The organism is Glacieibacterium frigidum (genome assembly GCF_007097155.1).
Classification (GTDB): domain Bacteria; phylum Pseudomonadota; class Alphaproteobacteria; order Sphingomonadales; family Sphingomonadaceae; genus Glacieibacterium; species Glacieibacterium frigidum.
In genome coordinates this window covers 578,315-602,813 of record NZ_VJWA01000001.1, presented here as the reverse complement: position 1 = coordinate 602,813, position 24,499 = coordinate 578,315, and the positions used below count along the sequence as shown (strand labels likewise).

Genomic DNA, 24,499 nt, shown 5'->3' with positions numbered 1-24,499 from the left:
CGCATACAGGCGTAGATCGCAACCGCCGCGACGCGCTAATATGAGACTATCGTCCCACCGACAGCACTCGCACCACGATCTCCGGCCCCGCTTTGATGATCTTCAGATACGCCAGCGCCGCCGGCGGCGGCATTTTGGCGGCTGAACCCGTACCGGCGGATGGTGGCGACGGGGATGCCTTAGCGCGCCGATGCCTCCTAGCTAAGGTCGAGGCGGCTCCGCAGGCGGCGGATGAGGCGGCTCGTCATGACGCGTTGGACACCCCCCAATTGACATCACCCCGCCCCCTGCCCTCTCATCCCCGCCGAAGGGAGACAGTCATGGCCGAGTTCACCGTCAATCCGACGCGCTTAGACCCCTACAAGTCGTTCAAGTTCAGGCTGAAGTGGGACGGCAAATATATCGCCGGCGTGTCGCGGATCAGTGCGCTGAAGCGGACGACGGAGGTCGTCACCCACCGCCAGGGCGGCGCGCCGTCGGCGTCGCGCCAGACGCCCGGGCAGACCCGCTTCGAGCCGATCACCATCGAGCGCGGCGTCACCCACGACATGGAATTCGAGCGTTGGGCCAACAAGATCTTCAACCTCGGCAGCGGCGGCGGCGCGCAGGCCTCGCTCGGCGACTTCCGCAAGGATATCGTCATCGAGCTGCACAACGAGGCCGGGCAGCTGGTCATGGCCTACAAGGTGTTCCGCTGCTGGCCGTCGCAGTTCCAGGCGCTTCCCGACCTCGACGCCAATGCCAATGCGGTGGCGATCCAGACGCTCGTGCTGGAAAACGAAGGCTGGGAGCGCGATTACGACGTGGTCGAGCCGAGCGAGCCGAAGTTCAACGAACCGGCCTGAGCGGGCGCGGCTTCTCCGAGGCCTTCAGAATCCCACCCCCGCCGGCAGCGGCGACGGGCCGACGACGCGCTCGTGCTCGCGGATCGCATAGCGGTCGGTCATGCCGGCGATGAAGTCGGCGATGTGGCGAGCGCGGCCGGGTTCGGTCTGTGGCAGGGTGGCGCGCCAGCGGTCGGGCAATCGTGCGGGGTCGGCATGGAAGGCTGCGAACAGCGCGGCGACGACGGACTGCGAGGGGTCGCGGAGCGCCTTCACCTCCGGGGCGCTGTACATGCGGGCGCGCAGGAAGGCCTTTAGCGCGGCGGTGGCGTCCTCGATTGCCGCTGAGAAACCGGCGAGCGGGCGGGCGGCGGCGCGGACCGTGGCCGGCGATGCGGGGCCGGCGGCGGCGAGGCGCGCGCGGGTTTCGGTCAGCAGGTCGTGCGTCATCCGGCCGATCTGTTCGCGGACGAGTTCGGGGACGAGGCGGCGCTTTTCGCTCACTCCGGGCCAGCGCGCCGTCACGGCGCCCCAAGCGTCCGCGGTGAACGGCACCTCGGCCAGCAGCGCGTCGAGGTCGAACAGGCCCGCTCTCAGCCCGTCGTCGAGGTCGTGGTTGTCGTAGGCGATGTCATCGGCGAGGGCCGCGATTTGCGCCTCGAGGCTGGGCCAGGCGCCGAGCTCCAACGGCCAGTCGGCGTCGATCTCCGCCAGCGCCCAGCCGGGGGCGGTGACGGGTCCGTTGTGCTTCGCCAGCCCCTCGAGTGTCTCCCAGCTGAGGTTCAGCCCGTCGAAGCCCGGGTAGCGGTGTTCGAGGCGCGTCAGCACGCGCAGCGTCTGGGCATTGTGATCGAAGCCGCCGAAGGGGGCCATCGCCGCCTGCAGCGCGTCCTCGCCGCTGTGCCCGAACGGCGGGTGGCCGAGATCGTGCGCCAGCGCGCAGGCCTCGGTCAGGTCCTCGTTGAGGCCGAGCGCGCGGGCCAGCGTGCGCGCGATCTGCGCGACCTCCAGGCTATGCGTCAGGCGGACGCGGAAATGGTCGCCGTCGGGGGCGACGAAGACCTGCGTCTTGTCCCGCAACCGGCGGAAGGCGCTGCAATGGACGATGCGGTCGCGGTCGCGCTGGAAGGCGTCGCGGGTCGCGCTGGGCGCTTCGGGGTGGCGGCGGCCGCGCGAGGCGGCCGGGTCGGTGGCCCAGCTCACCGGGCGCGCAGCCAGACCAGCCGCTCGGCGAAGTCGGTGATGATGCCGAAGTTGCGCAGGATGCGGACCCCGATATTGGCCTGGGCCGCCGTCGGGCTGGCGTCGACCGCGGCGGGGACGTTGGTGAAGCGGCGCCCCGCCACGACGAGGTCGCGCAGGGTCAGGGTGCGCTGCTGCGTCTCGCCGCCGATGCCACCGCCGCCGACGGTCGAGGTCGCGCGCCCGTCGCGCAACAGGCGCGCCGCGGTCTCGCCGCCGACGAGCACCCGCCCCCCGTTCCCGAGGTCGAAATCGGCGGCCACCGGCTGCCCCTCGATAAGCACGGGAAACGTCTCGATGCCGCGCCGCGGCGTCAGGATCAGCCGCTCGCCCGCGGGTTCGCGCCGCCGCTCGATCACCGCGAGCGTGCCGGCGGCGAGGTCGATCGCGAGCCGCGACGCGTCGAACAGGTCGCGACCGACGATCGCGTCGATGCGGCGATGCGCAAGGCGCCGCGCGATATCGCCCAGGTCGATGATCGCGACAGTCGGCGAGCGCAAGGTCAGCCCCGCGACGTCGACCGTGACCCCGGTGACCAGCGTCGCCTCCGCGGTCGCGGCGCCCGTGCCGCGCGCGGTCGCTGCCGTGCCGCCGCCGAGGCGCAGGCGGCGCGCGAAGCGGCGATCGAGGACGGTCATCTCGGCGCCCGAATCGAGCAGCGCCTCGGTCGCGACGCCGTTGATCACCGCGTCGATATAGATGCGGTCGGCCACCAGGCGCAGCGGCGTGACGCCTGCCGCGAGGGCCCGTGCGGGCAGCAGCAGTGCAGCACCCCCGGCGATCGCGCCGCGCCGGTCGATCAACGGATGGTACCCGCCGCGGTCAGCGCCGCGATGCGGTCGGCGGCGATGCCCAGGCTGCCCAGCACGCCCGCGCTGTCGGGGGCGCGCGCCATCACCGGCGGCACCGTCGTGCTGACCGAATAGCGCGGTGCGGGCGCGGGCTGGGTGACGCCGCCGGCCTCCACGAAGGTGCCGCGCGCGACATTGTGCGGGTGCGCGGGCGCCTCGGCCATGCTGAGCACGGGGGCGAAGCAGACGTCGGTCATCTCCATGAGTTCGCACCACGCGTCGCGGGTGCGGGTCAGGAACAGCGCGGTCAGCTTCGCCTTCAGCGGCCCCCACGCGGCGCGGTCCATCTGGGCGTCGAAGTCGGGATCCTCGGCGAGGCCGCAGAGGCGTCGCAGTTCGGCATAGAATTGCGGCTCGATGCTGCCGATCGACAGCCACTTGCCGTCGCTCGTCTCGTAGGTGTCGTAGAAATGGGCGGCGGTATCGAGCAGGTTGGTGCCGCGGTCGTCGCTCCACATGCCGTTGGCGCGGAAGCCCCAGATCATGCTCATCAGCACCGCCGCACCGTCGGTCATCGCGACGTCGATGACCTGGCCCTGCCCCGTCTTCGCGGCGTGAAGGAGGGCGGCGACCATGCCGAACGCCAGCATCATGCCGCCGCCGCCGAAGTCGCCGACCATGTTGATCGGCGGGGTCGGCTTCTCGCCCGCGCGGCCATAGGCATGCAGCGCACCCGCCAGCGCGATGTAGTTAATGTCGTGCCCAGCGGCCGGCGCGTACGGCCCGGTCTGGCCCCAGCCGGTCATGCGGCCGTAGACGAGCCGCGGATTGTCGGCGGTCAGCACGTCGGGGCCGAGGCCGAGGCGCTCCATGACGCCGGGGCGGAAGCCCTCGAACACCCCGTCGGCGGCGCGGCACAGGTCGCGGACCAGCGCGATGCCCTCGGGGGATTTGAGGTCGACCGCGACCACTTCGCGTGAGCGCAGCAGCGGGTCGCGGGCATCGACGCGCGTGCCGGGTCGCTCGACGCGGATCACCCGCGCACCGTGATCGGCGAGCATCATGCCCGCGAAGGGGCCGGGGCCGATGCCCGCCATCTCGACGATCGTCAGGCCGTGCAAGGGTCCGGGCATGCGCGCTCCATGTGTCAGGCGCGCGTGATCCGATTAAGCGGGCGCGAGGTCAAGCGCGGGTCAGGCCGCCCATCGGCTTGACCCCGCCGCCGGGGAACAGCGCGGGCGACAGGCGCGCGGGATCGAGCGCGAAGGTGTCGGCAGCGACACCCAGCAGCAGTGCGCGCAGGTCGGTGGTGGGGCGCAGGTCACGCCCCTCGTACAGCTGCGACGGCCCCAGCCCGGGCCAGTCGCCGAGCACGCGCCCGCCCCTGACCGCGCCGCCCGCCAGGATCGCGACGCCGCCGGTGCCGTGGTCGGTGCCGCCGGTGCCATTGACCGCCGCCGTCCGCCCGAACTCGGTTGCCGCGACGACGACGGTGTTCGCCCAATGCGCGCCGAGGCCAGTCCTGAGCGCCGCGAGCGTGCCGTCGAGCTGCTTCAGCTGGTTGTTGAGGCGCGCGGCCTGTGCGGCATGCGTGTCCCAGCCGCCGATCTCGAACGCCGCGACGCGCGGGCCGCCCGGCTTGGCGAGGAAGGTCGCGGCGAGCTTGCCGAGTGCCACGGGGTTGGCGCGGCCCGCGGCGTCGGCCCCGGCGAGCATGCGCGCGTCGATCGCCTGGCTCCATAGCGGGTGCAGCTGCGCGTCGCCCGCGTACAGCGCGCCGACGCGCGCGAGCAGGTCCTCGTTCGCCTGCGGCAGGACCGACGGCGCGTAGCTGGTCACCGCGACCGGTCCGCGGAGCAGCAGCGGCACCGTCGGCGCGATGGCGATCGCCGCGTCCTTCGCGCCCGGGAGTGCTGCGACGAGGCGGTTGAGCCAGCCGTCGTTGACGACATACGCCCCGGTGCCGCCGCTCTCGAGGACGTTCTGCGCGTCGAAGTGCGAACGCTCGCGGTACGGCGACGCGACGGCGTGGACGAACGCCGCCTCACCAGACGCGTACATGCTTGCGGTCTCGGCCAGCGCCGGGTGGAGCGCGAACTGGGCGTTTAGCTTCGTCGCCGGCCCCTGCTGCGGCTCAGCGAGTGCACCGCGCAGCGCGGCGTAGGCGGGGTCGCCGACGGGCATGACGGTGCCCAGCCCGTCCATCGCGCCGCGCAGAATGATGAAGACGAAGCGCCGCTCGGTGGCCGCGGCGGCGAAGGATATGCCGGGCACCGCGGCGAGGCCGGCGGCGGCGAGCAGCGCACGGCGGTTCAACTGGGTCATCGCCGCATATACTCCGGGCTGACGAGCAGCAGCGCGAGGCCCTGCACGTTCGAATCGGCGCGCGCGATCGCCGATGCGGTAGCGGGCGTCAGCGAGGGGCCGAGCAGCTGCGTCGCCAGCGCGCGGGCGTCGATCCGGTCGCCGACCGCGGTCGCGAAGCGCTGCGCGACCTCGACCCGGCGCAGCAGCGCATCGGGCGCCGCCCAGCTTGCCGCGGTATCGTCCCAGCCGGCGGGCGAGCCCGGGCGCCACACCGGCTGGCCCAGTTCCTGCAGCGCGTTGACCAGCCGCAGGTCGGGGGCGCTCTGCGCGCCGATGCCGCGCAATGCGGCGATCGTCCATTCCCAGGGGGTGCGGAACTTCGACGCTGGCGTCGCCCAGATCTCGGGCGCGTCGATCAGCACGGCGTAGAGCGACGACAGGTCGCCGCCGCTGCGCAGGTGCGCCGCAGTCAGCCGCTCGACGAGCGCGGGCGGCGGCACGTCGGCTGCGAAATGCCGCGCCAGCTTGGCTGCGAGATGACGCGCGGTGGCGGGATGCACCGCGAGGTCGGCAAGCATCGCGCGGGCCTGCGCCTCGCCCTCTTGGCGGTAGGGCTTGCCGAGCAGGGTGCGCGGGCCGGGCTCGTGCCAGTTGGGCTGGAAGACGAACGCGCCGTCGGGGGCCTCGATGCCGACCGGGCGGCGCACGAAGCCGCCGACGCTCCACCCGGTCATCGCGCGCGCCAGCTCCTGCACGTCGGCCTGGGCATAGCCGCCGCCGACGCCGAGCGTGTGAAGTTCGAGGATTTCGCGCGCGAGGTTCTCGTTAAGACCGACCTTGCGCTTCGCGTTTTCACGCAGCGCGGCGCGCATGCCGACCAGCGAGCCGGGGCCGATCGACTGCGCCTGGTCAAGGTAGAGCAGCATCGCCGGGTGCGTCTCGACCGCGAGCAGCAGGGCGCCGAATGTGCCGAACAGATTGGGGCGGATCGCCTCGAACTCGAGCGTGCCCGCCAGCCCGATGGTCTGCAGCTTGTCGGCCGAGACGGCGAAATGATTGGCCCAGAAATGCGTCAGCCGTTCGGCGAAGGGCGACGCTCCGGTCAGCGCGGCGGTAACGCGCGCGCGGACCTGCGCGCCGTAATTGTCGCGGTACTGCTTGCGCAGGCCCTTGCGCAGCGACTGCGCGGCGACCTTGCCCATGACCATCGGGCCCTCGCCCATGTCGCCGGCCCGGGTATCGCGCAGCTCGGCGAGATATTCGCGGAACTGCGCCGCCATCGGCCCGCTGCCGGGCACCGCCGCGATGGCCGGCGGGCGCGGGTCGAAGCGCGCGGCGGCATCGCGCAGCGCGGCGCGCGGATCGGCGAGCATGGCCTCGCCCGCGCGTGCGCCAAGGCCGAAGCGGTCGCGGGCGATGCTGGTCGCGGTCATGCCGGGGTTACGCGGGAGAAGCCCGCGATCCCCCGGTCAGAAGCGCCTATTCGTTGACCTGCTTCTTGAAAAACGACGGGATCTCGACGTCGGTCGCGGCCTCGGGCTGGTGGTCGGGGTCGCGGTCGGGGGCGAGCGTCGTCGGCGCGCGCGGCGGCACGGGCTTCGAACCGCGGCTGAGGTTGAGCATGCGCTGGAACAGCGACTGCGGCTCGGGCTCCTCCTCCTCGACCGGCTCGGGCTGGCGCACGGCCTCGACCGGCGGGCGGATCGGCACGACCGCCGGGCCGGGGGTGAAGCGGGCGATGGCGGGTGCGGGCTCGTCGATCATCTCGGCGCTCGACAGGTCGAGTTCCTCGGCCATCTCGGGCTCGACCGCGACCGGCTCGGGCTCGATCGGCGCGACCGCAACGGGCTCCGGCACGACGGGCTCGGGTGCCGGCGTGCGGCCGGGGACGGCGACCGTCGGGCCGTTGAAGGCGCTCGCGGTGCCGCCGAAATCGCGCGGGCGCGACGCGGTGCTGATCGACGGGGTGCGTGCGACGACGTCGATGCCGGTGGCGACCACCGAGACGCGCATCATGCCGTTCAGGTCGGGGTTGAACGCCGACCCGACGATGATGTTGGCCTCCGGATCGACCATCTCGCGGATGTGCGTCGCGGCCTCGTCGACCTCGTGCAGGCGCAGGTCGTCGCCGCCGGTGATGTTGATGATGACGCCCTTCGCACCGCGCATCGACACTTCGTCGAGCAGCGGGTTGGCAATCGCCTTCTCCGCCGCCTCGATGGCGCGGCGCTCGCCGCTCGCCTCGCCGGTGCCCATCATCGCCTTGCCCATCTCGGACATGACGGTGCGGATGTCGGCGAAGTCGAGGTTGATCAGGCCGGGCATGATCATCAGGTCGGTGATGCCGCGCACGCCCTGGTGAAGGACCTGGTCGGCCATGCCGAACGCCTCCTTGAAGGTCGTGTTGGCGTTGGCGATCAGGAACAGGTTCTGGTTCGGAATGATGATCAGCGTATCGACGTGCTTCTGCAGCTCGACGATGCCCTCCTCCGCGGCGCGCATACGGCGCAGGCCCTCGAAGGCGAACGGCTTGGTGACGACGCCGACGGTCAGGATCCCCTTCTCGCGCGCAGCGCGAGCAACAACCGGCGCCGCGCCGGTGCCCGTGCCGCCGCCCATGCCGGCGGTGATGAAGCACATGTGGCAGCCCTCGAGCGCGCCCTCGAGCTGGTCGATCGTCTCCTCGGCGGAGGCCTTGCCGATCTCGGGCCGCGACCCGGCGCCGAGCCCCTGCGTGATCTTCAGGCCGAGCTGGATGCGCGTTTCGGCCTTCGATGCCTGCAGCGCCTGCGCGTCGGTATTGGCGACGACGAAGTCGACACCCTGGAGCTGCGCGGCGATCATGTTGGCGACCGCGTTGCCGCCTGCACCACCGACCCCGATGACGGTGATCCGCGGCTTGAGCTCGGTCAGCTGTGCGCGCTGCAGTTCCAGCATGTCGTGTCTCCCTTCAAAATCACATACCATTACATGTGGCAGCGCTTCAAATACTCTTCTTCAGTTTGGACAACATTGTTGCCCACCCGTTCTGCCCCGGAAGCTCGATCACGGGCTTCCCGCCGCCGCGCACGTGATACAGGTCGGGCTCGTCGGCCGCGGCGAACAGCGCGAGGCCACCCAGCGTCGCGAAGGCGCACCCCGACTGCGCCTCGGGCAGACCGGTCAGCCCCCGCGGGCGCCCGATCCGCACCTGGCGGCCCAGCACCCCTTGCGCGAAATCGGCGATCGCCTTGAGTTCCGCACCACCGCCGGTCAGCACGACCTGGCGCGCCTGCGGGCCGACGAAGCCCATCGCGGTCAAGGCGCGCCCGACCTCGCCGAACAGCGCGTCGAGGCGGTGGCGGATGACACCGATCATCTGCGCGACCGGCACGCGCAGCGGCTCGGCGCCGTCGTCGTCGCTGATTGGCGGCACGTCGATGGGCTCGTGATTGTCCTTGGGGCTGGTGATCGCAGCACCATGGCGCGCCTTCAGCCGCTCGGCATGCGCGCGCTTGGTCGAAAAGGCGGCGGCGATGTCGTTGGTGATGTCGTTCGCGCCCATCGGTACCGTCGCGACGCCGACCAGCTGGCCGCCCGCATGCACCGCGATGTTGGTGACCCCCGCGCCGATCTCGACGAGCGCGACGCCCAGTTCGCGCTCCTCACGCGCCAGGCACGCGAGGCTCGCGGCGACGGGCGAGGCGACCATCGTGCGGACGCCGAGATGCGCGCTGCGCACCGCGAGGTCGAGGTTGCGGATCGGTGGCGTCTCGGCGGTCACGACGTGCACCGCCATGCCCAGCCGGTCGGCGTGGAAGCCGATGGGGGCGGCGACGTGCGTGCCGTCGACGGTGTAGAGCGCAGCCGACGCGTGCAGCACCGAGCGCGCGCCCGGATCGATGCGCGCGCGGCCCGCGGCCATCAGGTTGGCCATGTCCTCGGCGGCGATGCGGTGGCCGCCGATGTCGATCTCGACCGACGCGACATGGCTGTCGAGCCCGCCCGCCGACAGGTTGACGAAGACCTCCTCGATTTGGATGCCGGCGTTGCGCTCGGCCTGGTCCATCGCGGCGCGGATCGCGGCCTCGGTCTTCTCCATGTCCGCGACCAGCCCGCGGCGCAGCCCGACGCAGACGCGCTGGCCCACCCCGATGACGCGCGGGCTGCCTTCGGCCGGGACGAGTGCGATGAGTGCGGCGACCTTCGACGTGCCGACGTCGAGCACCGCGACGGTGCGTTCGCCGCGGATGGAGCGCACGCTCGATTTGCTGGGAGCCTTCACCGTCATATCTTGATCGCCTCGGCCATCTTCGGCGAATTGGCCAGCGCCTCGCGCACACCCGGGCCGCGCACCGTCATCTTGCCGCCGGCGCGCATGTCGAAGCGCGTGAAGCCCTTGGCGAGCAGCCCCGACGCCCGGTCGAGCGTCGCGAACTGGGTCAGCGCCAGCTGCGTCGCGCGGTCGCCCTCGGGCAGCGCCAGCGTCTCGCCGGTGTCGAAGCGGATATCCCAGCGCCGCCCGCCGACGAGCAGCGCCGCCGTCATCCGCCGCGCCAGCGCGGGCTGGTCGGACAGATGCCTGACCAGTCCATGTGCCTGCAGGTTCGCGCCGCGCCCGACGACGAGGGGCAGCGCGCCGAAGCGTTCGAGGCGCTGGTTGTCGAGGACCTTGCCGCTGGCGTCGATCGCGACGAGGCGCTGGCGGTACTGCCACAATGCGACCGGGCGCCGCTCGACGACCTCGACGACCAGTGTATCGGGCAGCCGCCGCGCGACGCTGGCGTCCGCTACCCATGGCAGCGCCTTCAGCCGGTCGCGCACCGCCGGCAGGTCGACGAGCAGCATCGCGTTGGTGCCGCCCGCAAGTGCCGCGGTATAGACCGGCAGGCGTGGCATGTGCCGGATGCCCTCGATCTCGACATGGCGCACCTCGAAGCCGGCGTCGGCGGTGGCGATCGCGGTGTTCTGCCACCACCGCTGCGGATAGCCGAGCAACGTCGCGGTCACCCCGCCCGCGATGACGAGCAGAACAACGAGCGCCGAGGCGACGCGCGTGTAGAGGCGGCGCGGCGCGATCGGCAGCGTCACCAGCCGCGGCTGCGGCGCGGCGACCTTGACCGCTTTCCGGGCGGGCGGGCGTTTTGCGCCACGACGCTGGACGGTGCGGGTCATGCGAGCGCACTCGCCAGAATGCGCGCGACGAGATCGTCGTACGAGATGCCGCGATACTTCGCCTGCTCGGGCACCAGGCTGAGCGGCGTCATGCCGGGCTGGGTGTTGACCTCGAGCAGGTACAGCCCGGCCTCGCCCTGCGCGGGGTCATAGCGGAAGTCCGACCGCGACGCGCCGCGGCAGCCGAGCGCGGCGTGCGCGCGGGCTGCCATGTCGAGCGCCGACGCCTCGACATCGGCCGGCAGGTCGGCGGGGCAGTGATGCTCGGTCAGCCCGTCGGTGTACTTGGCGTCGTAATCGTAGAAGCCCTGCGTCGAGACGAGCTCGGTGACCGCCAGGGCCTTCCCGTCCAGGACCGCGACGGTCAGCTCGCGCCCGGCGACGAAGGGTTCGGCGAGCAGCTGGTCGAACTTCTGCCACGGCCCCGTCGCGTCGCGCGCGATCGGATTGCCGTAGTTCGACTGGTCGGTGACGATCGCGACGCCGACCGACGAGCCCTCGTTGACGGGCTTGAGCACATAGGGGCGTGGCAGCGGGTCGGCGTCGTGCAGGCTCGCGCTCTCGACGATCCGCCCGCCCGGCATGCGAATCCCCAGCGGCACCAGCACCGACTTGGTCAGCACCTTGTCGATCGCGATCGCCGAGGCACGCAGGCCCGAGTGGGTGTATTTCAGCCCCATCAGGTCGAGCAGCCCCTGCACGCTGCCGTCCTCGCCGGGCGTACCGTGCAGGGCGTTGAAGACCACGTCGGGCGCAGCGTCCGCCAGTCGCGCGGCGACGTCATGGCCCATGTCGATGCTGGTTACCTCGTGACCAAGGCGCGCGCAGGCGGCGGCGATCCCCGCGCCGCTGGTCAGCGACACCTCCCGCTCGGCGGACCACCCGCCCATGAGGACCGCGACCTTCATGCGTGCCCCACCCGCTCGATTTCCCATTCGAGCGCGACGCCCGAATGCGCGAGCACGCGGCGGCGGACTTCGTCGCCGAGCGCCTCGATATCGGCGCTGGTCGCGTCGCCGGTATTGATCAGGAAGTTCGTGTGTTTCTCGCTGACCTGCGCGCCGCCGAGGCGGAAGCCACGGCAACCGGCGGCGTCGACGAGCTGCCAGGCTTTGTGACCCGGCGGGTTCTTGAAGGTCGATCCGCCGGTGCGCGAGCGCAGCGGCTGCGACGCCTCGCGCTCGGCGGCGATGCGGTCCATCTCGGCAGCGATCGCCGCCTTGTCGCCCGGAACTCCGCGGAACAGTGCCTCGACGACGATGTCGCCGTGCGGCAGCGCCGAGTGGCGGTAGCTGAACCCGAAGGCGCTGGCGGGCAGCACCTCGACGGCGCCCGAGCGGCGCACCACCGTCGCCTCGACCAGGCAGTCGGCGACGTCGCGGCCATAAGCGCCCGCGTTCATCCGCACCGCGCCGCCAGCCGTGCCGGGGATGCCGCGCAGGAACTCGAGGCCCGCCAGCGAGGCGTCACGCGCCGCGCTGGCGACCGAAATGCCCGGCGCGCCGCCACCGGCGCGGACGAGGTCGCCCTCGACGGCCACGCGTGCGAACGCCTTGCCGAGGCGAACCGCGAGGCCGGGCACGCCGCCGTCGCGGACGATCAGGTTCGACCCCAGCCCCAGCGCCCAGACGGGCGTCGCGGTGTCGAGATCGTGCAGCATCGCGCTCAGCTCGTCACGATCGCGCGGCTCGAACAGCATCTCGGCCGCGCCGCCGGTCTTGAACCACACCAGTGGCGCCAGCGGCGCATCGTGCGTCACCCGCACTTGCGGCGCGTCCATCGAGGCGGCTGCAGCGCTCACGTCGCGCGCGCTGCCCGGATGCCGTCGGCGAGGCCCGCCGCCCATTTCGTGATATCGCCCGCGCCGAGGCACACGACCATGTCGCCCGGGCGCGCTTCGGCGGCGAGCTGCTCGGCGAGCATGTCGGCGCTGTCGGTAACCGCGACGAGGCGGTGGCCGGCGCGCTTCAATCCGCTCGCGAGTGCCTCGGCATCGACGCCGTCTATCGGCGCTTCGCCCGCAGTGTAGACCGGCGCGACCCACACGCCGTCGGCGTCGTTGAACGCCGTCTGGAAGTCCGCCATCAGGTCGCGCAGGCGCGTGAAGCGGTGCGGCTGGACGACCGCGAGCACCCTGCCCTGCGCGCCTTCGCGGGCGGCGGCGAGGACGGCGCGGATCTCGACCGGGTGGTGGCCGTAGTCGTCGATGACGGTCACGCCGTCGACCTCGCCGACCTTGGTGAAGCGCCGCTTGACCCCGCCGAAGCCGGCGAAGCCGCGCATGATCGCCTCGTCGCTCAGGCCGAGTTCGAGCGCTACCGCGACCGCGGCAAGCGCGTTCTGGACGTTGTGGCGGCCGGGCATCGGCAGCACGAGGCCGTCGATACGGCGCTCGCCCCCCAGCCGGTCGCGGACCATGACGTCAAAGCGGTTGCCGCCGGGCACGGGCACGACATTCTCGCCGCGCACGTCGGCCTGGGCCGAGAAGCCGTAGGTCACCAGCCGCCGGTCCTGGACACGCGGCAGCAGCGCCTGGACTTCGGGATGGTCGATGCACAGCACGCCCGCGCCGTAGAAGGGCACGTGCTCGATGAAGGTGGCGAACCCGTCGCGGATCGCGTCGAAGGTCTTCCAATGGTCGAGATGCTCGGGGTCGATGTTGGTGACGACGCCGATCGTGCCGCCGAGCCGCAGAAAGGAGCCGTCGCTCTCGTCCGCCTCGACGACCATCCAGTCGCCCGCGCCGAGCCGCGCGTTCGACCCATAGGTGTTGATGATCCCGCCATTGATCACCGTGGGGTCAAGCCCGCCGGCATCGAGGAGGGCTGCGATCATCGAGGTGGTGGTCGTCTTGCCGTGCGTGCCGGCGACCGCGACCGTCGACTTCAGGCGCATCAGCTCGGCCAGCATCTCGGCGCGGCGGACGACGGGGATGCGGCGTTCGAGCGCCGCGACGACCTCGGGGTTGGTTCGCTTGATCGCGGTCGAGGTGACGACGACGGCGGCGTCCTTCAGATTGTCGGCGGACTGGCCGATCATCACGTCAATGCCCTTGTCGCGCAGGCCCTGGACGACATAGCCTTCCGCCACGTCGCTGCCCTGCACGGTGTAGCCGAGGTTCTTCATCACCTCGGCGATGCCCGACATGCCGATGCCGCCGATGCCGACGAAGTGGATCGTGCCGATATTGATCGCGAGGCCGGTCATGTCAGTCCGATGGCGAGAGTGGCGAGGCGGGCCCCGGCGTCGGGGCGACCGACGCTCTTAGCGGCAGCCGCGGCGTTTTGCAGCGCCCCCGGCACGGTCAGCAGCGAAATAATCGCTTCGGCGAGCGCAGGCGGAGTGAACGCGGCCTCGCTCAGCACGGGGCCACCGCCGGCACGGGCAAACTCCTCGGCATTCGCGGTCTGGTGGTCGTCCATCGCGGCGGCGAAGGGCACGAGGATCGCCGGTCGTCCCGCGACCGCCAGCTCGGCCATCGTCGAGGCGCCCGACCGCGAGATCACCAGATGGGCGGCGGCGAGGCGTGCGGGCAGGTCGGCGAAATAGCTGTCGACGTGCGCCGCAACCCCGGCCTCGGCATAACTTGTCCGGACAATTTCGACATCCTCGGTCCGCGCCTGCTGGACGACATGCAGCCGCGTCCTGACCTCGCCGGGCAGCAAGGCCACGGCGGCCGGAACCACCCGCGACAGGATCGTCGCCCCCTGGCTTCCGCCGACGATGAGGAGCTCGATCGCGCCGTCAGTCGGCGGGTACGGCGTGCCGGCAATGGCGCGCACCGCGTCGCGCACCGGCAGGCCCGTCAGTTCGTGCGTGCGGCTCAATCGCCGCGTGTTCTGGAAACTCGTCGCGATCAGCGTCGCGCCGCGCGCCAGCAGGCGGTTGGTGCGCCCGAAGACGGCGTTCTGTTCGTGCAGGATCGTCGGCTTGCCTAGCGCCCGCGCCGCGAGCAGCGGCGGCAATGACGGGTAGCCGCCGAAGCCGATGACACCGGTCACCCCTTCGGCACGCAGGAAGGCGATCGCTGCCTTGCGCCCGCGCCAGATCGCAGCGAGACCGCTCAACGGGCGCTTGAGGCTGAGCACCGCTGAGTCGACGATGCGGCTCGGCACCCCGTCGAACAGGCCAGGGAACCGCAGCCCGCGCGCGTCGGTCATCAGCGTCACCCGGTGCCCGCGCCCGATCAGTTCGTGCGCGACGACGGACGCCGGGACCATATGGCCCCCCGTCCCGCCCGCCGCGACGACGAAATGGCTCATGCGCGCGCCGTCCCCAGATAGGGCGACGACTTCAGGAAGCGGTTGCGCCGCGTCAGCGCCAGCAGCAGCCCCATGCCCATCGACAAGGCGAGGAACGACGAGCCGCCGTGACTGACGAACGGCAGCGTCATGCCCTTCGACGGCATCAGGTTGAGGTTGACCGACATGTTGATCGCCGCCTGCAGCCCGAACTGCGTCGCAAGGCCGGCGGCGGCGAGGAACACGAATGGCTCCTCCTCATCGAGCAGCTGGAGCAGCACGCGCAGCACGATGCCGAGGTAGAGGACCGCGAGCGCGATGCAGGCGATCGCGCCGAACTCCTCGCCGATCACCGCGAAAATGTAATCGGTCTGCGCCTCGGGCAGCTTGAACTTCATGACGCCCTCGCCGGGCCCGGCGCCGAACAGGCCGCCCGCCTTGAAGCAGTCGAGCGCGCGGTCGATCTGGTACGTATCACCCGTGCCCTGGATGAAGCGGTCGATGCGGCTGGTGACGTGCGGCACGAAGGCATAGGCGGTCGCGAGGCCCGCCGCGCCCGCGGCGATGGCGCCACCGACGATCGCGACGCTCATGCCGGCAAGGCTCGCCTGGACCAGCCAGACTGCGGCGAACAGCGCGGTCTGACCAATGTCGGGCTGCTTCACCAGCAGCGACGCGACGATGACGAGCAGTCCGAACGACAGCTGCATCGTCGGCATCGACTTGTCGTCGAAGCGTACGCTGAGCAGCCAGGCCGAGGTGACGATGAAGACGGGCTTCAGAAACTCCGACGGCTGGAACTGGAACCCCGGCAGCTGGATCCAGCGCACGGCGCCATTCGTTTCGAACCCGAAGAACGGTACGAGGAACAGCGCGAAGAGGAAGGCGATCGTCAGCCCGATGGCGACGCGCTTCGCCCAGGCGATCGACAGCATCGACACGCCGAGCATCAGCGGCACGCCAGCCAGCACCCACATGATCTGGCGCTTGAGGTAATGCAGCTCGTCGATGCTGGTGCCCGACCCCGAATAGCGGTGCGCGGCGGCGGGCGACGCGGCGGCGACCGCGAGGATGCCGATGCCGATGAGCAGCAGGACGAGGCCGAGAAGCAGCTTGTCGATCGTCCAGAACCAGCGGCCGACCGCGGTCTTGTCGTTGCGTGACAGCGCGTTCATGCCAGCCCCCCCACCGCAGCGCGAAACGCGGCGCCGCGTGCCTCATAGTCCTTGAACTGATCGTACGACGCGCACGCCGGGCTGAGCAGCACGGTGTCGCCTGCGTGCGCGGCGGCGGCGGCGAGCGTGACGGCGCGGTCGAGCGTGCCCGCCTGCGTGACGTTCGTGTGGCCTTCCAGCAGCCGTCCGAACAGCGGTGCCGCGTCACCGATCAGATAGGCGGCGCGGACGTGCGCGATGTGCGGCAGGCAGGCATCGAGATCGTCGGTCTTGGCGAGGCCCCCGGCGATCCAGTGGATGCTCGGGTAGGCCGCGAGCGCCGGGGCGGTGCTGGTGGGGTTGGTCGCCTTGCTGTCGTTGACGAACAGCACGCCGCCACGCTCGGCGACGCGTTCCATGCGATGGGGAAGCCCGGGGTAGCTGCGCAGGCCGGTCTCGATCGCGGCGTCGTCGAGCCCGAGAGCGCGCGCCACCGCGGTCGCTGCAGCGGCGTTCTGCGCGTTGTGCGGGCCCTGCAGCGTGGGCCAGGCCGACTGGTCGCCGATCACGACATCGTCGATGAACTCGACGACGGGCGCCTCGGCCTCGTCGAGCGTGCCGAACTCTTCCTCCGCGGCGCGGTCGATGATCGCAACCTGGCCCGGACCCTGCATCTCGAACAGCCCCGCTTTGGCGGCGGCATAGGCGGCGACGCTGCCGTGGCGGTCGAGGTGGTCGGGGGTGATGTTGAGCAGCACCGCAACCTCGCAATCGAGGCTGTGGGTGATCTCGATCTGGAAGCTCGACAGTTCGAGGACATAGACGCCGCCCTCGGCCAGCGGCTCCTGCGAAAGGATCGGCAAGCCGATGTTTCCGCCCATACGCGCCGGGACGCCCGCCGACGCGAGGATGTGGTGGATAAGCGCCGTAGTCGTCGATTTGCCATTGGTCCCGGTGATGCCAACGACCTTGTGCGCGGGCAGCCCGTCGCGGGCCTGCGCGAACAGCTCGATATCGCCGATCACCGGTATGCCCGCCGCGCTTGCGGCGACGAACAGCGGGGCGGAATGCGGCACGCCGGGTGAGACGACCAATACATCGAGCGTACCCAGGTCGAAGGCGTGCAGGTCGGTCAGCGCACCGCCCCAGGCGGCGCGGGCGGCCTCGCCATCGTCCCAGGCATGGACCGTCGCCCCGCTCGCGGTCAGCGCATCGACGACCGAGCGCCCCGTGCGCGCCAAGCCGTAGACGCCGTAGGTCTTCCCTGCCCAGGCCGCGCTGACGATCACCGCAGCTTCAACGTCGCGAGGCCGGCCAGCGCGAGGACGATCGAGACGATCCAGAAGCGGATCACCACGGTCGATTCCGACCAGCCGAGATGCTCGAAATGATGGTGCAGCGGCGCCATCTTGAAGACGCGCTTGCCGGTGGTCTTGAAGCTGACGACCTGGACGATGACGCTGACCGTTTCCAGCACGAACAGGCCACCGACGAGCAGCAGCACGATCTCGTGATTGGTCACCACCGCGACGGTGCCGAGCGCGCCGCCCAGCGCGAGGCTGCCGGTGTCGCCCATGAACACCGCCGCCGGCGGGGCATTATACCAGAGGAAGCCCAGGCACGCGCCGATCGTCGCCGCCGTGAACACCGCCAGCTCGCCCGACCCAGGCACGTGATGGACACCGAGATAGTCCGAAAAGCGGAGGTTGCCGACGAGATACGCGATGATCCCGAAGGTCAGCGCGGCGATCACCACCGGCATCGTCGCCAGCCCGTCGAGGCCGTCGGTCAGGTTCACCGCATTGCCGAAGCCGGCGATGATGAACGCCCCGAAGGCGATGTACGCGAAGCCGAGCGCCAGCCCCGTGTCCTTGAGCAGCGGCAGATAGAGCGTGGTGCCCGTGCGGCTGGCGATCCACGTCACCGCGAGCCCTGCGACGAAGAACTCGATCAGCAGGCGGACCTTGCCCGACACGCCCTTGTGGCTCTGCTTCGTGACCTTGTCGTAGTCGTCCATGAACCCGATCGCGCCGAAGCCCAGCGTCACGAACAGGCAAACCCAGGTGAAGCCGTTCGAGAAGTCCATCCAGACCAGGGTCGACAGCGTCAGCGCGATGAGGATCATCAGCCCGCCCATCGTCGGCGTGCCGCGCTTGGTCAGCAGGTGCGACGCCGGGCCGTCGGCGCGGATCGGCTGGCCGCCCTTACCCTGCTTCTGCCGCAGCAGCGCAATGAAGCGCGGCCCGATCAGCAGCGCGATCGCGAGCGCGGTAATCACCGCGGCGGCCGAGCGGAAGGTGATGTAGCGGAACAGGTTCCACAGGCCCTCGAACTCGAAATACTGGGCAAGTGCGTAGATCATGCGGCGTCCTCGCGGAGGGCGGCGACGACCGCCCCCAGCCCGACCCCGTTGGAGCCCTTGACCAGCAGCACGTCGTCGGCAGCGAGATCGAGCGCATCGCCGACCTCGCCCGCATTGTCGAGATGGCGCACGCCGATCCGGCGCTTCAGCGCGTCCGCCAGCGGCGCCATCGCACGTCCGACCAGCACGACGCGCGTCACGCCCGCGGCGACCACGGCATCGGCGAGGCCCGCGTGGAAGTCCGCCGACTTGTCGCCCAGTTCGCGCATCTCGCCGAGCAGCGCCAGACGCCGCCCCTGCCGCTCGGGCGTCACGCCGCCCAGCACGCCGAGTGCCGCAGCCATCGACGCGGGGTTGGCGTTGTAGCTTTCGTCGATCACCACCGCGCGGCCGGCGGTGCGGAAGCGCTGCCCGCGCCCCGGCAGGCCATTGAGTTCGGCGAGCGCCAATCCCGCCAGCGCGAGGTCGCCGCCGCACGCCTTGACGCCCGCGAGCACGCCGAGCGCATTCCCCAGCCAGTGGCGGCCCGCCATGCCGATCTTGAACACCAGCCGCTCGCCCATCACGTCGGCCGTCACCGTCGTGCAGTCGGGTAGCAGCGCATAGTCGAGCGCGCGCACGTCGCCGCCACCGACGCCGAAGGTGATGATCGTCGCGGCGTTTGCGGCGTGGCCGCGCAGGCGGTCGCGGTGCTCGCTGTCGTAGGGGATGATCGCGGTGCCGCCGGGCTGGAGCCCCTCGAAGATCTCGCCCTTGGCGTCGGCGATCGCGGCCTCGTCCTTGAAGAATTCGGCATGGGCGCTGGCGATCCAGGTCACCAGCGCGACGTGCGGGCGGACCAGCGCGGTCAGCCCGCTCAGCTCGCCGGCGTGGTTCATGCCCATCTCGAACACGCCGAAGCGGGTGTCGGCGGGCATGCGCGACAGGCTGAGCGGCACCCCGGTATGATTGTTGTAGCTCTTGACCGAGGCATGGACGCGGCCCGGCGCGAAGCGTTCGAGCGACAGGCGCAGCGCCTCCTTGACGCCGGTCTTGCCGACGCTGCCAGTTACGCCGACGATCGTCGCATCGGTGCGCGCACGGGCGGCTGCCCCGAGAGCGTTCAGCGCCGCAGTCGTGTCGGGCACCAGCACGTGCGGTGCGTCGGCCGGCTGGCTGACCAGCAAGCCCCTCGCGCCGCGCTGCAGCGCCTGTGGCACGAAGCGGTGGCCGTCGTCGGCCTCGCCGGTAAGCGCAACGAACAGTTCGCCGCCGATGACTTCGCGGCTGTCGAAACTGACCGCATCGACGTCGAACGGCGCACTCGCGACGCCGCCGGTCGCGGCGGCGATTTCGTCGGAGGTCCACAGCGCCCTCATGCCGCGCAGCTCCGCGCGACCTGAACATCGTCGAAGGGCAAAACGCGGTCGCCGACGATCTGGCCCTGCTCGTGCCCCTTGCCGGCGATCAGCACGATGTCGCCGGCCTGCGCCTGCGCGATCGCCGCGGCAATGGCCGAGCGGCGGTCGCCGATCTCGGTCGCGTCCGGCGCACCGGTCAGGATGGCGGCGCGGATCGCGGCCGGATCCTCGGAGCGCGGGTTGTCGTCGGTGACGATGACCAGGTCGGCCTGCGCCTGCGCGATCGCGCCCATCTCGGCGCGCTTGCCGACGTCGCGGTCGCCGCCTGCGCCGATCACCGCGATCAGGCGGCCCGTCGCGTGCGGCCGGAGCGCCGCGAGCGCCGCGACAAGACCGTCGGGGGTGTGGGCATAGTCGACATAGACGGGCACGTTGGCAGACGTGATGACCGCGCGCTCGAGCCGCCCGCGCACGGGGAGCAGCCGCGCGAGATGCGCGAGCGTCGCGGCGGTGTCGCCACCGGTCGCGATGACGAGCCCTGCCGCGACGAGCGCGTTTGCCGCCTGGTACGCGCCGATTAGCGGCAGCTCGACCTTGTGTGTCCGCCCTTCGGCTTCGATGACCAAGGTCTGTCCAAGCTGCGTCGGGGTGCGCGTCACGAGGCGCAGCGTCTCGCCGCCCGCGCCGACGGTCAGCACGCGCAGACCGCGCGCCCGCGCCACTTCGATAACACGCGCGCTGTGGTCGCCGTCGTCAGCCCACACCACCACTGCTCCGTCGCCATCGACGACCTCAGTGAACAGCCGCAGCTTGGCGTCGAAATAGGCCGCCATCGTCTCATGATAGTCGAGGTGATCGCGGCTCAGGTTGGTGAAGGCTGCCGCCGCGACGGGCAGCCCCTCTGTGCGATACTGCGACAGGCCGTGGCTCGATGCCTCGAAGCTGGCGTGAGTAATGCCCTCGCGCGCCAGCCCGCCCATGTTCGCCAGGAAGGTGACGACATCGGGGGTGGTCAGCCCGGTCGACACCTGGTCGTGCGCGGTGGTGACGCCCAGCGTCCCGATGCTGGCCGCCGCGTGGCCTGCGAGCCGCCACAGCTGGCGCGTCAGCTCCGCAGTCGAGGTCTTGCCGTTGGTGCCCGTGACCGCGACCGTGACTCGCGGAAATGGCCCGAAGAAGCGCGCCGCGAGGCCCGCGAAGCGGCGCCGCGGTTCGGCATCGGCGATGTGCAGCGCACCCTCGACCGGCGCCTCGGGCCGCGCCACGACCGCAACGGCGCCATTGGCGACGGCTGCGGGGATGAAATCCTCACCGTTGACGCGGGCGCCGGCGAAGGCGCCGAAGATCGTTCCCGGCGCGACCTTGCGATGGTCGAGCGCAAACCCCGTCACGACGGCGCTGCCGCCGCCGACCAGGTCGTCGAGGGTCATTCGTGCTCGGCCCCGGCAGTCTCGACGAGGCCCAGGATACCCCGCATGTCGACGTCGTGCGTCACATCGGGGGCGACGCCCAGCACCGGCGCGATGCGCGCGACGACGTTGCCCATGATCGGCGCGGCGACCCAGCCGGCAGTCGCAAAGCCGTAGGTCTCGGGAATGCCCTTCGGCTCGTCGACCATCGCGACCACGACATAGCGCGGCTTGTCCATCGGGAAGGCGCCGGCGAAGCTCGCAACGCGCGCGTTCTTGACGTAGCGCCCGTTGACAACCTTTTCCGAAGTTCCGGTCTTCCCACCGACACGGTAGCCCGGCGTGTTCGCCTTGCGCCCCGTGCCGCTGGTCACGACGAGACGCAGCAGCGCGTTCATCTTCGCCGAGGTTTCGGCGGTGAAGATACGCGTGCCGGGAACGGCCTTGCCGGGGGCGACCTTGAGCATTGTCGCGGGGCGCAGGATGCCGCCGTTGACGACCGCACCATAGGCGATCGCGAGGTGCAGCGGCGACACCGCGAAGCCGTGGCCGAAGCCGACCGTCATCGTCGCGCTCTCGCCCCAGTTGCTGATCGCCGGGTACAAGGGGCGGCTGTGCTCGCCGAGTTCGACGCGCACCGGATCGAAGAAGCCCAGCCGCTTGAGATAGTCGCGCTGGCGCTCGCCGCCCAGCGCCGAGGCGAGGCGCGCGGTGCCGATGTTCGACGAGAACACCATGATCTCGGGCGTGTTGACGTACTTGCGCAGGCGATGGCTCTTGTCGTCGTCGATCGTGAATTTGCCGATGCGGATCGGCGCGGTGGCATCGAAGGTCTGGCTCATCGACTTGATGATGCCCTCGTCCATCGCCATCGCGACGGTCAGCGCCTTGAAGGTCGAGCCGAGCTCGTACATGCCCTGCGTCGTGCGGTTGAAGCGGTTGTCGGGCGATCCGTCCGCAGGCGTGACATAGTCCATGCCCGGCGCGTTGGGATTGAAGTCGGGCAGCGACACCATCGCGATGACTTCGCCCGTCTGGACATCGAGAACGACGCCCGCGGCGCCGACCGCGTGGTGCTTGACCATCGAGGCGCGCAACTCGGCGGCGAGCGCCTGCTGGACGCGGCTGTCCATCGCCAGCACCAGCGGCGTGCCGCGGGTCGCCTCGCCCGACAGTTTCTCGTCGAAGACTTTCTCCAGCCCCGAACGGCCGAATGCGCGTCTTTTGCCCGCTTCGGTATAGCCGATCACGTGCGCGCCGAGCGACAGGTTGGGGTAAAGCCGGTCGGGCTCGCGCTCCAGCACGATCGCCGGCTCGCCGAGGTTGTTGATCGCCTGCGCCTGCGCCGGCAGCACGCGGCGCGACAGGACGCGGTAGGTGGCGTGGTGGAGGAGTTCGGACTTGAGCCGCTCCTCGCTGCGCTCGGGCAGGATCGCGGCAAGCTGATGCGCCAGCCGGTCGGGCTCCGACACCAGCTGCTGCGGGAAGACCGACACGCCGAACGCCTCGAAGCTGCGCGCCAGCACGACGCCGTTGCGGTCGAGGATGTCGCCACGCTTCGGCGACAGCGCCGACGCGCTGCCCGTCGCAGGCGGCTCGTGAAGCAGCGCGAGATCGCCGAGGCGCAACGCCAGCGCCGCAGTCAGCGCGGTAAACACCATGCCGCCGATGACCAGCCGATAGCGCGCGCGCGCGAACGCCGCCTGACGCCGACCCGCGAGTGCGAGCGGCGCGGCGCGCGGCGGCACGGCGCGCTGGCCCAGCGAGGCGGCGGCACCCGTCAACGGAAGGCGACGCGGTCGAGCGACGCGGTCGTGACGACGCTGTCGTCGAGGTCGAGGTTCGCCGTGACCGCAGGCGCGACCCGCGGGGCGGGCGCCGCGGCGGGCTTCGGCGCATAGGCGGCCTTGACCACCGGCGACGCGGGCGCCGTCGGGACGCGGGCGAGCGCGTAGCTGACATCGGGCTTGGGCGCCGCGGCGGCGACGGGGGCGGTGGGCGCGGCGAAGCTCGCCAGCTGGACGGGATCGCGCACGAACTGGCCGGCGGTCGGCGCGGCGAGCGCCAGCACCTCGTCGTTCCAGCGCTGCAGTTCGGGCGTGCGTGCGCGCGTCGCGAGCTCGGCCTGCAGCACGCGGATGCCGCGCTGGTCGCGCGCGATCGCGGCGCGCAGGTCGTCGACCGCCTTGCGCTCGCCCGAGACCTTCAAGGACACGGTGTAGCAGCCGAGCGCCATCGCCAGTGCGACGACGCCCGAGGCCATCGATCCGAAATTGATGATCATGCGGCGTACTCCAGGGACCAGGCGGGGGCGGACGTGCGGACGGCGGCGCGCAGCGTGGCGGAGCGCGCGCGGGGGTTGCGGCGGGTTTCGGCGTCGGAAGCGCGCACCGGCTTGGCGGGCCGCGCGAAGCTGGGGGCACGGGCGGCCTGCGCGGGCGGCAGGTGGCGCGATCCGGCGGGTTCGCTGCCCGAGCGTTCGCGCAGGAAGTTCTTCACCGCGCGGTCCTCGAGGCTGTGGAAGCTGACCACCGCGAGCCGCCCGCCGGGGCGCAGCAGGCGCTCGGCCGCAGCGAGCCCCGCGTCGAGCTCGCCTAGCTCGTCGTTGACGTGGATGCGCAGCGCCTGGAAGGTCCGCGTGCTGGGGTCCTTGCCGCCCGGCTGGGGCCCGCACACGCTGCGCACGAGGCGCGCCAGCTCGGCGGTGCGCGTCAGCGGCCGGTCGGCGACGATGGCGCGCGCGATGCGCCGCGCCTTGGGCTCGTCGCCCAGGTTGAACAGCACGTCGGCAATCTCGGCCTCGTCGGCCGAATTGATGAAGTCGGCCGCGGTCGGCCCGTCGCCGCCCATGCGCATGTCGAGCGGACCGTCGGTCATGAACGAAAAGCCGCGCTCGGGCTGGTCGAGCTGCATCGACGACACGCCGATGTCGAGCGCGATGGCATCGACCGCGGTCACGCCCCGGTCGGCGAGCTCGCGGTCCATCACGGCAAAACGCGCCTCGATCAGCGTCAGGCGGTCGTCGGCAAAGGCATCGCGGATGGCATTGGGGTCGCGGTCGAAGCCGTAAGCATGGCCGATGCCGGTCGCCAGCGCGGCGCGCGTGTAGCCGCCCGCACCGAAGGTGCCGTCGACGTAGGTCTGCCCTTCCGCCAGCGCGAGCGCGGCGAGCACTTCGTCGAGGAGGACGGGAACGTGGCTCATGCCGCCGCCCTCGCCAAGGCGCGCCGCAGGTCGGCGGCGGTCAGCGGATCGGCGTCGGGATCGGCGAGGTAGCGCGCCGGATCCCAGATCTCGAAATAGGCGTCGACGCCGACGAAGAACGCCTGGCGGTCGATGCCGCCCGCTTCCTTCAGCCCGATCGTGAGCGTCAGGCGGTGGCCCTCGTCGATCTTGAGCGGCACGGCGCTGCCGAAGGCACGGCGCGACGCCGCGACCTTCTCGCGCGATGCGACGAGGCCGAACTGCGCTTCGATCTCGGCGCGCAAGGTGTTGAGATAGGTGGGGTCGAAGGCGATCAGGCAGTCGTAGAAGCTCGACTTGCCGACCATCATTTCACGGCTGTCGCCGGCGCGCTTCAGGGCGAGTTCGCGGAAGGTGGGCGGCACGGAAACGCGCGACTTGGCGTCGACGGCGTTCAGCGCATTACCAAGATAAGCCCCCGCTTCCACCGAA

At 71.0% G+C, this 24,499-nt stretch carries 22 protein-coding genes; 1 reads left to right on the top strand and 21 read right to left on the bottom strand.

Annotation, left to right across the window (positions count from 1 at the left end; genetic code table 11):
* Positions 1 to 320 precede the first annotated feature (320 nt).
* On the top strand, positions 321 to 845 hold the full coding sequence (locus FMM06_RS02905) for a phage tail protein (protein WP_143554711.1): 525 nt from the start codon (positions 321 to 323) through the stop codon (positions 843 to 845).
* Positions 846 to 869: 24 nt separating this feature from the next.
* Here FMM06_RS02905 and FMM06_RS02900 read toward each other — a convergent pair whose 3' ends face one another.
* From FMM06_RS02900 to FMM06_RS02800, 21 genes are read right to left on the bottom strand one after another with little or no spacing between them, the layout of a single operon-like run.
* Positions 870 to 2,027 (bottom strand): deoxyguanosinetriphosphate triphosphohydrolase, encoded by a 1,158-nt coding sequence (locus FMM06_RS02900; RefSeq protein WP_143554710.1) that lies wholly within the window; start codon positions 2,025 to 2,027, stop codon positions 870 to 872.
* Positions 2,024 to 2,869, bottom strand: a complete 846-nt coding sequence (locus tag FMM06_RS02895; RefSeq protein ID WP_143554709.1) for a retropepsin-like aspartic protease — start codon at positions 2,867 to 2,869, stop codon at positions 2,024 to 2,026. The genes FMM06_RS02900 and FMM06_RS02895 overlap by 4 nt, the downstream gene beginning before the upstream one ends.
* On the bottom strand, positions 2,866 to 3,990 hold the full coding sequence (locus FMM06_RS02890) for a CaiB/BaiF CoA transferase family protein (protein WP_143554708.1): 1,125 nt from the start codon (positions 3,988 to 3,990) through the stop codon (positions 2,866 to 2,868). Before FMM06_RS02890 ends, FMM06_RS02895 begins: the two co-directional genes overlap by 4 nt.
* A gap of 49 nt (positions 3,991 to 4,039) precedes the next feature.
* The gene (locus FMM06_RS02885) at positions 4,040 to 5,182 is read right to left on the bottom strand and encodes a DUF1501 domain-containing protein (RefSeq protein WP_143554707.1); all 1,143 of its coding nucleotides are present in this window, start codon (positions 5,180 to 5,182) and stop codon (positions 4,040 to 4,042) included.
* Positions 5,179 to 6,597, bottom strand: coding sequence for a DUF1800 domain-containing protein (locus FMM06_RS02880; protein ID WP_143554706.1), 1,419 nt, complete (start codon positions 6,595 to 6,597; stop codon positions 5,179 to 5,181). The genes FMM06_RS02885 and FMM06_RS02880 overlap by 4 nt, the downstream gene beginning before the upstream one ends.
* Before the next feature lie 46 nt (positions 6,598 to 6,643).
* Positions 6,644 to 8,101 (bottom strand): cell division protein FtsZ, encoded by a 1,458-nt coding sequence (gene ftsZ, locus FMM06_RS02875; RefSeq protein ID WP_143554705.1) that lies wholly within the window; start codon positions 8,099 to 8,101, stop codon positions 6,644 to 6,646.
* Positions 8,102 to 8,147: 46 nt separating this feature from the next.
* The gene (gene ftsA / locus FMM06_RS02870) at positions 8,148 to 9,434 is read right to left on the bottom strand and encodes a cell division protein FtsA (RefSeq protein WP_143554704.1); all 1,287 of its coding nucleotides are present in this window, start codon (positions 9,432 to 9,434) and stop codon (positions 8,148 to 8,150) included.
* A complete protein-coding gene (locus tag FMM06_RS02865) occupies positions 9,431 to 10,318 on the bottom strand; it encodes a cell division protein FtsQ/DivIB (RefSeq protein WP_143554703.1) in 888 nt (295 codons plus the stop codon). Before FMM06_RS02865 ends, ftsA begins: the two co-directional genes overlap by 4 nt.
* Positions 10,315 to 11,226, bottom strand: coding sequence for a D-alanine--D-alanine ligase (locus FMM06_RS02860; RefSeq protein WP_143554702.1), 912 nt, complete (start codon positions 11,224 to 11,226; stop codon positions 10,315 to 10,317). The genes FMM06_RS02865 and FMM06_RS02860 overlap by 4 nt, the downstream gene beginning before the upstream one ends.
* The gene (murB, locus tag FMM06_RS02855; protein WP_144237045.1) at positions 11,223 to 12,098 is read right to left on the bottom strand and encodes a UDP-N-acetylmuramate dehydrogenase; all 876 of its coding nucleotides are present in this window, start codon (positions 12,096 to 12,098) and stop codon (positions 11,223 to 11,225) included. Before murB ends, FMM06_RS02860 begins: the two co-directional genes overlap by 4 nt.
* A gap of 17 nt (positions 12,099 to 12,115) precedes the next feature.
* Positions 12,116 to 13,525, bottom strand: a complete 1,410-nt coding sequence (gene murC / locus FMM06_RS02850) for a UDP-N-acetylmuramate--L-alanine ligase (protein WP_143554701.1) — start codon at positions 13,523 to 13,525, stop codon at positions 12,116 to 12,118.
* Positions 13,522 to 14,580 (bottom strand): UDP-N-acetylglucosamine--N-acetylmuramyl-(pentapeptide) pyrophosphoryl-undecaprenol N-acetylglucosamine transferase, encoded by a 1,059-nt coding sequence (locus FMM06_RS02845; protein ID WP_143554700.1) that lies wholly within the window; start codon positions 14,578 to 14,580, stop codon positions 13,522 to 13,524. The genes murC and FMM06_RS02845 overlap by 4 nt, the downstream gene beginning before the upstream one ends.
* The gene (locus FMM06_RS02840; RefSeq protein WP_143554699.1) at positions 14,577 to 15,734 is read right to left on the bottom strand and encodes a peptidoglycan glycosyltransferase FtsW; all 1,158 of its coding nucleotides are present in this window, start codon (positions 15,732 to 15,734) and stop codon (positions 14,577 to 14,579) included. The genes FMM06_RS02845 and FMM06_RS02840 overlap by 4 nt, the downstream gene beginning before the upstream one ends.
* Positions 15,731 to 17,002, bottom strand: coding sequence for a UDP-N-acetylmuramoyl-L-alanine--D-glutamate ligase (murD, locus tag FMM06_RS02835; protein ID WP_143554698.1), 1,272 nt, complete (start codon positions 17,000 to 17,002; stop codon positions 15,731 to 15,733). The genes FMM06_RS02840 and murD overlap by 4 nt, the downstream gene beginning before the upstream one ends.
* Positions 16,999 to 18,075 (bottom strand): phospho-N-acetylmuramoyl-pentapeptide-transferase, encoded by a 1,077-nt coding sequence (gene mraY, locus FMM06_RS02830; protein WP_143554697.1) that lies wholly within the window; start codon positions 18,073 to 18,075, stop codon positions 16,999 to 17,001. Before mraY ends, murD begins: the two co-directional genes overlap by 4 nt.
* Positions 18,072 to 19,433 carry a UDP-N-acetylmuramoyl-tripeptide--D-alanyl-D-alanine ligase gene (locus FMM06_RS02825; RefSeq protein WP_143554696.1) on the bottom strand — a complete coding sequence of 454 codons (1,362 nt, stop codon included), beginning with the start codon at positions 19,431 to 19,433 and terminating at the stop codon, positions 18,072 to 18,074. The genes mraY and FMM06_RS02825 overlap by 4 nt, the downstream gene beginning before the upstream one ends.
* A complete protein-coding gene (locus FMM06_RS02820) occupies positions 19,430 to 20,845 on the bottom strand; it encodes a UDP-N-acetylmuramoyl-L-alanyl-D-glutamate--2,6-diaminopimelate ligase (RefSeq protein ID WP_143554695.1) in 1,416 nt (471 codons plus the stop codon). Before FMM06_RS02820 ends, FMM06_RS02825 begins: the two co-directional genes overlap by 4 nt.
* Positions 20,842 to 22,608 carry a peptidoglycan D,D-transpeptidase FtsI family protein gene (locus FMM06_RS02815; RefSeq protein WP_235889040.1) on the bottom strand — a complete coding sequence of 589 codons (1,767 nt, stop codon included), beginning with the start codon at positions 22,606 to 22,608 and terminating at the stop codon, positions 20,842 to 20,844. Before FMM06_RS02815 ends, FMM06_RS02820 begins: the two co-directional genes overlap by 4 nt.
* Positions 22,605 to 23,108 (bottom strand): hypothetical protein, encoded by a 504-nt coding sequence (locus FMM06_RS02810; RefSeq protein WP_143554694.1) that lies wholly within the window; start codon positions 23,106 to 23,108, stop codon positions 22,605 to 22,607. The genes FMM06_RS02815 and FMM06_RS02810 overlap by 4 nt, the downstream gene beginning before the upstream one ends.
* Complete coding sequence (gene rsmH / locus FMM06_RS02805; protein ID WP_143554693.1) at positions 23,105 to 24,028, bottom strand: 16S rRNA (cytosine(1402)-N(4))-methyltransferase RsmH; 924 nt, start codon at positions 24,026 to 24,028, stop codon at positions 23,105 to 23,107. Before rsmH ends, FMM06_RS02810 begins: the two co-directional genes overlap by 4 nt.
* On the bottom strand, positions 24,025 to 24,495 hold the full coding sequence (locus FMM06_RS02800) for a division/cell wall cluster transcriptional repressor MraZ (protein WP_143554692.1): 471 nt from the start codon (positions 24,493 to 24,495) through the stop codon (positions 24,025 to 24,027). The genes rsmH and FMM06_RS02800 overlap by 4 nt, the downstream gene beginning before the upstream one ends.
* Between the last annotated feature and the right edge of the window lie 4 nt (positions 24,496 to 24,499).